The organism is Blastococcus sp. SYSU DS0539, from assembly GCF_054050855.1.
The window spans coordinates 220,354-226,680 of sequence record NZ_JBJHAF010000006.1 but is presented as its reverse complement, the minus strand read 5'-3'; the positions used below and the strand labels follow the sequence as shown (position 1 = coordinate 226,680).

The 6,327-nt window shown below is 75.5% G+C and carries 7 protein-coding genes; 5 read left to right on the top strand and 2 right to left on the bottom strand.

Annotation, left to right across the window (positions count from 1 at the left end; genetic code table 11):
- Window positions 1–124: 124 nt before the first annotated feature.
- On the bottom strand, window positions 125–487 hold the full coding sequence (locus ACI790_RS10240) for a DUF1330 domain-containing protein (RefSeq protein ID WP_456569676.1): 363 nt from the start codon (window positions 485–487) through the stop codon (window positions 125–127).
- A gap of 59 nt (window positions 488–546) precedes the next feature.
- Here ACI790_RS10240 and ACI790_RS10235 point away from each other — a divergent pair, with 59 nt between their 5' ends.
- Window positions 547–1,419 (top strand): alpha/beta fold hydrolase, encoded by an 873-nt coding sequence (locus ACI790_RS10235; protein ID WP_456569675.1) that lies wholly within the window; start codon window positions 547–549, stop codon window positions 1,417–1,419.
- Between the two features lie 10 nt (window positions 1,420–1,429).
- Here the strand turns inward: ACI790_RS10235 and ACI790_RS10230 are convergent, their stop codons facing one another.
- Window positions 1,430–3,049: a peptide chain release factor 3 gene (locus ACI790_RS10230; RefSeq protein ID WP_456569674.1), complete on the bottom strand. Its 1,620-nt coding sequence runs from the start codon at window positions 3,047–3,049 to the stop codon at window positions 1,430–1,432.
- Window positions 3,050–3,344: 295 nt separating this feature from the next.
- Between ACI790_RS10230 and ACI790_RS10225 the strand changes: the two genes are divergently transcribed.
- The 4 genes from ACI790_RS10225 to ACI790_RS10210 are packed head-to-tail and all read left to right on the top strand — an operon-like array spanning window position 3,345 to window position 6,314.
- On the top strand, window positions 3,345–3,647 hold the full coding sequence (locus tag ACI790_RS10225; protein ID WP_456569673.1) for an urease subunit gamma: 303 nt from the start codon (window positions 3,345–3,347) through the stop codon (window positions 3,645–3,647).
- On the top strand, window positions 3,644–3,946 hold the full coding sequence (locus ACI790_RS10220) for an urease subunit beta (RefSeq protein ID WP_456569672.1): 303 nt from the start codon (window positions 3,644–3,646) through the stop codon (window positions 3,944–3,946). Before ACI790_RS10225 ends, ACI790_RS10220 begins: the two co-directional genes overlap by 4 nt.
- Window positions 3,946–5,667, top strand: coding sequence for an urease subunit alpha (locus ACI790_RS10215; protein ID WP_456569671.1), 1,722 nt, complete (start codon window positions 3,946–3,948; stop codon window positions 5,665–5,667). The genes ACI790_RS10220 and ACI790_RS10215 overlap by 1 nt, the downstream gene beginning before the upstream one ends.
- Window positions 5,667–6,314: an urease accessory protein UreF gene (locus ACI790_RS10210; protein WP_456569670.1), complete on the top strand. Its 648-nt coding sequence runs from the start codon at window positions 5,667–5,669 to the stop codon at window positions 6,312–6,314. Before ACI790_RS10215 ends, ACI790_RS10210 begins: the two co-directional genes overlap by 1 nt.
- Window positions 6,315–6,327: the final 13 nt, after the last annotated feature.

Genomic DNA, 6,327 nt, shown 5'->3' with positions numbered 1-6,327 from the left:
CCAGCGGGGAGGTGGGCCCCCCCGGGCGGGGGGGGCGGGGGGCGGGGCGGGGGGTGGGGTGGGCCGCGGGCGGGGCGCCCCCCGCGGCCCCCCCCCTGCTCGACGCCTGAGGCCGGGCGCCCGGCTACCAGGCGGTGGTGGCCTGGAGGACGGCCTCGGTGAGCGCGCGGGTGCGCAGCTCGGTCACCTGCTGGTACTCGGGGTCGGCGACCATCTTGCTGAACGCCTCGCGGGAGGGGTAGCGGACCAGCAGCACCGTGTCCCACGCCTGGCCCGACTCCGCGACCAGCGCGGTCGACCCGTCGCCGGAGTAGAGCACCTCGCCGCCGTACCGGGGCAGGAAGGTGCTCGACAGCGCCTCGGCGTACTGCGCGTAGAGCTCGCGGCCGCCCTCGGCGTAGCGCAGCAGGTTGAGCATCACCACCGGCCCGCCCGGGTCTTCCTGGAGGTAGCGCTTGAGGTCCGCTCCGCGGGGATCGATCGCCATGCGGGCAAGCTAGCAACCGGCCGCCGGGTGAGGCGGCCGACCACGGGTAGGGGAGCTCCATGGTCGAGGACCCGTTCCCCCGGCAGGACAGCATCCGGCTGCGCGACGGCCGGACGCTCGCGTACGCCGAGTACGGCGATCCGGGCGGCTGGCCGGTGCTGGGCTGCCACGGGTCACCGAGCTCGCGGCTGGAGCGGCACGTCGAGGACCCGGACGCCTACCGGCGGTGGGGGGTGCGGGTGATCGTCCCCGACCGCCCGGGGTTCGGGCGCTCGGATCCGCAGCCCGGGCGCCGGGTGATGGACTGGCCCGACGACGTGGGCCAGCTGCTCGACCACCTCGGCGTCGACCGCTTCTCGGTGATCAGCCTCTCCGGCGGGGCGGCCTACGCCCTGGCGTGCGCGCACGTCTTCGCCGACCGCGTCCGGGCCGTCGGCATCCTCGGCGGGGCACCGCCGCCGGACGTGCCCTGGCCGTGGCCGCGGTGGGTGCCCCGCCGCCTGCGGGACACCGTGCACCGGCCGGCGCGGCTCGCCGCGGTGCTGCGGCCGGTGCTCGCCCCGGTCGGGCTGCGCCCGGCGATGATCCCGCGCTACCTGCAGCTGCGGCTCAACGCCGCCGACCGGCGGGTGATCGGGCGCCCCGCGGTCCGCCGGATCCTGGCCGCGACCTTCAGCGAGGGGCTGCGGAACGGGACCGCCGTGCTGGCCGAGGACCGCGCGCTGCTGTTCCGGCCGTGGGGCTTCCCGCTGTCGGGGATCCGCCAGCACGTGCACGTCTGGCACGGGACGCAGGACTGGCAGGTGCCCGTCGTCCTGGGGCAGGTGCTCAGCGCGATGCTGCCCGCCAGCACCGCGCACTGGCTCGCCGGCGAGGGGCACTTCGCCGTCTTCGACCACGCCGAGGAGGTGTACGCGGCCCTCCGGGAGTGACCGCGGCGGCTCAGGCCAGCTGCGCGGCCACCAGCGGCTCCAGCGTCAGGTCGGGGTGCCGCTGCTGGAGGATGCGCAGCGCCCACTTGTCGGGGAAAAGGGCGAGCAGCTCGCCGTTGGGCCGCTGCACCACCTCGACCCCGCCGGAGTTCGCGATCCGCGGCAGCGACGCCTCGTCGGTGCGCATCGCCAGGTTGTAGGGCAGCCGGTCCAGCGCCACGGGGGCGTTGAACTCGTGCTCCATGCGGTGCGTGGCGACCTCGAACTGCATCGGCCCCACCACGGCCAGCACGGGGGAGCCGTCGCCCCGCCGCTCCGACCGCAGCACCTGCACCACGCCCTCGGAGTCCAGTTGCTCGATGCCCTTGCGGAACTGCTTGTGCTTGGCGGTGTCCCGGCTGCGCACCACCGCGAAGTGCTCCGGCGCGAACGTGGTCAGCGGCGGGAAGGTCACCGGCCGCTCGGTGTAGAGGCTGTCGCCGACGCCGAGCGCGGAGGCGTTCACCAGGCCGACGACGTCGCCGGGGTAGGCGAGGTCGACGCTCTCCCGCTCCCGGCCGAACACCTGCTGGGCGTACTTGGTGGCGAACGGCCGCCGGGTCCGGCCGTGGGTCACGACCATGCCGCGCTCGAAGACCCCCGAGCAGATCCGGATGTAGGCCAGCCGGTCGCGGTGGGCGGCGTCCATGCCCGACTGCACCTTGAAGACGAAGGCGCTGAACGGCTCGCCGAGGCCGCGCACCGCGCCGTCGGCGTCCGGCCGCCCGGACGGCGGCGGGGCGAGGTCGACCAGGGTGTCCAGCAGCGCGCCGACGCCGAAGTTCGAGACGGCGGAGGCGAACAGCACCGGCGTGGTCACCCCGCCCAGGAACGACTCCTGGTCGTGCTCGGCGCCGGTGGCCTCGAGCAGCTCGGCCTCCTCCTCGGCCTGCCGCCAGACGTCGCCCTCCCGGGCGGTGGCCTCGGCCGCGGTCAGCAGCTCCTCCGGGGCGATCGTCGCGCCGCCCGCGGTGCGGGTGAAGCGGCGGAACGTGCCGTCCCGCCGGTCGAGGACGCCGCGGAAGTCGCCGGCGATGCCCACCGGCCAGGTCAGCGGTGTCGGCGTCAGGCCGGTCCGCTCGCTGATCTCGTCCATCAGCTCGAGGGCGTCCTTGCCGGGCCGGTCCCACTTGTTGACGACGGTGACGATCGGGATGCCCCGGTGCTTGCAGACGGCGAAGAGCTTCATCGTCTGCGTCTCCAGGCCCTTGGCCGCGTCGACGAGCATCACGGCGGCGTCGACGGCGGTGAGCACCCGGTAGGTGTCCTCGGAGAAGTCGGCGTGGCCCGGGGTGTCGAGCAGGTTGATCACCGCGTCGCGGTACTCGAACTGCAGCGCCGCCGAGGTGATGGAGATGCCGCGCGCCTTCTCCATGTCCATCCAGTCCGAGACCGTGCCCCGGCGGCCGGCCTTGCCGTGCACCGCGCCGGCCTGGCCGATGACGCGGGCGTGCAGCGCGAGCGCCTCGGTGAGGGTGGACTTGCCGGCGTCCGGGTGGCTGATGACGGCGAACGTGCGCCGCCGGGTGGCCTCTGCCACCGCCGACCGGGCGGTCCGGTCCGCGTCGCCGGGGGTGGGAGCGGCAGTCACGGGTGGTTCTCCTCGCGGGACGGGGGCGCGCGCCGCCGTCCTGCGGGGACGGCGTGCGCCGGGTGGAGCGCGGACACCGCGGCCGGGGCGCTGCGCCGGCCGGGCCCGGGGGGACCGGAGGGCCGGGCGCGTGGCGTCGGTGTCCTGAGGATCCCAAGTTACAGGCGTCGGCGCGGGGAGCGGGTCCGCGTCGGTCGGGGGAGCGCCGGAACAGGGCCGCCGTCTGCCCGCAACGAGGCCGTCACATGCGCTGCCTAGCGTGCGGTCCGTCCCGACGTCCCGGAGGTCTTCCCGCGTGCACCTGACCCCGCACGAGCAGGAACGCCTGCTCCTGTCCTACGCCGCGCAGCTGGCGCACCGGCGCCGTGCCCGGGGGCTCCGGCTCAACCTGCCGGAGGCGACGGCCGTCATCAGCGACCACGTGCTGGAGGGCGCCCGAGACGGCGGGCTGGTCGCCGAGCTCATGCAGTCGGGGCGCACCGTCCTCACCCGCGACGACGTGATGGACGGCGTCCCCGAGCTGCTCGAGGAGGTGCAGGTGGAGGCGACGTTCCCGGACGGGACGAAGCTCGTGACCGTCCACCACCCGATCTCGTGATCCCCGGCGAGGTGATCCCCGCCGAGGGGACGATCGAGACCCTGCCCGGGGCGCCGCGCCTCGAGCTGGAGGTCACCAACACCGGCGACCGGCCGGTGCAGGTGGGCTCGCACTTCCACCTCGCGCAGGCCAACCGGGCGCTGGCGTTCGACCGCGCGGCCGCGCACGGGCACCGGCTGGACATCGCCGCCGGCACCGCCGTCCGCTTCGAGCCCGGCCTGACCCGCACCGTCACGCTCGTCCCGCTCGGCGGCGCGCGCGTCGTCCCGGGCCTCACCGCCGAAGGGGGCCTCTCCTAGTGGTCCAGCTGTCCCGCGAGCGCTACGCGCAGCTCTACGGCCCGACGACCGGCGACCGCATCCGGCTGGCCGACACCGACCTGCTGATCGAGGTGGAGGAGGACCGCTGCGGCGGGCCCGGCCGGGCCGGCGAGGAGGCGGTGTTCGGCGGCGGCAAGGTCATCCGCGAGTCGATGGGGCAGGGCCGGGCCACCCGGGCCGAGGGCGCCCCCGACCTGGTCATCACCGGCGCCGTCGTCCTCGACCACTGGGGGATCGTCAAGGCCGACGTCGGCATCCGGGACGGTCGGATCGTCGCCCTCGGCAAGGCCGGCAACCCGGACACGATGGACGGCGTCCACCCCGACCTGGTCATCGGCCCGGGCACCGAGGTGCTGGCCGGCAACGGCCGGATCCTGACCGCCGGCGGCATCGACTGCCACGTGCACTTCATCTGCCCGCAGATCGTGCCGACGGCGCTCGGCTCCGGCGTCACCACGCTGATCGGCGGCGGTACCGGGCCGGCCGAGGGGTCCAAGGCCACCACGATCACCCCCGGCGACTGGTACCTGGCCCGGATGCTCGAGGCGATGGACCCGCTGCCGGTCAACGTGGCGCTGCTCGGCAAGGGCAACACGGTCTCCCGGGCCTCGCTGGTCGAGCAGCTCGAGGCCGGCGCCAGCGGGTTCAAGCTGCACGAGGACTGGGGATCGACGCCGGCGGCGATCGACGCGGCGCTGACCGTGGCCGGTGAGCACGGGGTCCCCGTGGCCCTGCACAGCGACACGTTGAACGAGGCCGGCTTCGTCGAGGACACCCTCGCGGCGATCGCCGGGCGGAGCATCCACGCGTACCACACCGAGGGCGCCGGGGGCGGGCACGCGCCGGACATCATCACGGTCGCCGGGCACCCCAACGTGCTCCCCAGCAGCACCAACCCGACCCGGCCGCACACCGTCAACACCCTCGACGAGCACCTCGACATGCTCATGGTCTGCCACCACCTGGACAGCTCGGTGCCCGAGGACCTCGCCTTCGCCGAGAGCCGGATCCGGCCGACGACGATCGCCGCCGAGGACCTGCTGCACGACCTCGGCGCCATCTCGATGATCGGCTCCGACGCACAGGCGATGGGCCGCGTCGGCGAGGTGGTGCTGCGGACCTGGCAGACGGCGCACGTGATGAAGGCCAGGCGCGGCTCGCTGGCCGGCGACGGCGCGGCGGACAACCGGCGGGCCCGCCGCTACGTCGCGAAGTACACGATCTGCCCGGCGGTGGCGCACGGCATCGACGGCGAGGTCGGCTCGGTGGAGCCGGGCAAGCTGGCCGACCTGGTGCTCTGGGACCCGAGGACGTTCGGCGTCCGGCCGCACGCGGTGCTCAAGGGCGGGATGATCGCCTGGGCGCAGATGGGCGACGCGAACGCCTCCATCCCGACCCCGCAGCCGGTGCTGCCGCGCCCGATGTTCGGGGCCTACGGGAAGGTCCCGGCGCAGACGTCGGTGCACTTCGTCGCCCCCGCGGCGATCGAGGCGGGGCTCGGCGACCGGCTGGCCGTCGACCGGCGGCTGGTCGCGGTGACCGACACGGCGCGGCTGACCAAGGCGGACATGCCGGAGAACACCGCGCTGCCCGACATCCGGGTCGACCCCGAGACCTTCACGGTGTCGGTGGACGGCGAGGTGTGGGAACCCGAGCCGGTGCGCGAGCTGCCGATGGCCCAGCGCTACTTCCTGTTCTGATGCTCGCGACGCTGCTCACGCTCGCCGACTCCCGGCTGCCCGCCGGTGGCCACACCCACTCGGGCGGGGTCGAGCAGGCGATCGCCGCCGGCCTCCTCACCGACCCCGCGTCGCTGGCGGCCTTCCTGCGACGCCGGCTGCGGACCTCCGGGGCGGTCGCCGCCGGGCTGGCCGCGGCCGCCTGCCGCGCGGTGGACGACGTCGATCCGCCGGCGGCGCTGGCCTCGCTGGACCGGGAGGCCGATGCCCGCACGCCCTCGCCGGCGCTGCGGGCCGCCTCCCGGCAGCAGGGGCGCGGGCTGGTCCGGGTGGCCGGCCGGGCCTGGCCGCACCCGGCCTGGGCCGCGCTGCCCGCCCAGCCGCACCACCCGCTGGCGCTGGGCGTCGCGGCCGCGACCGGCGGCCTCGGCCCGCGGGAGGCGGCGCACGCGGCGGCGTACCTCTCCGTGAGCGGCCCGGCCACCGCCGCCCAGCGGCTGCTGGCGATGGACCCGATCACCGTCGCCGCGGTGACCGCCCGGCTCGCCCCGCTGATCGACGCGGTGGCCGACGACTCGGCCGGCGGGCTGCCGGCCGCCGCGGACCCCCTGCTGGACCTCCTCGCCGAGGTGCACCTCGCACGCACGGACCGGTTCTTCGCCTCATGACACCCCTCGGGAG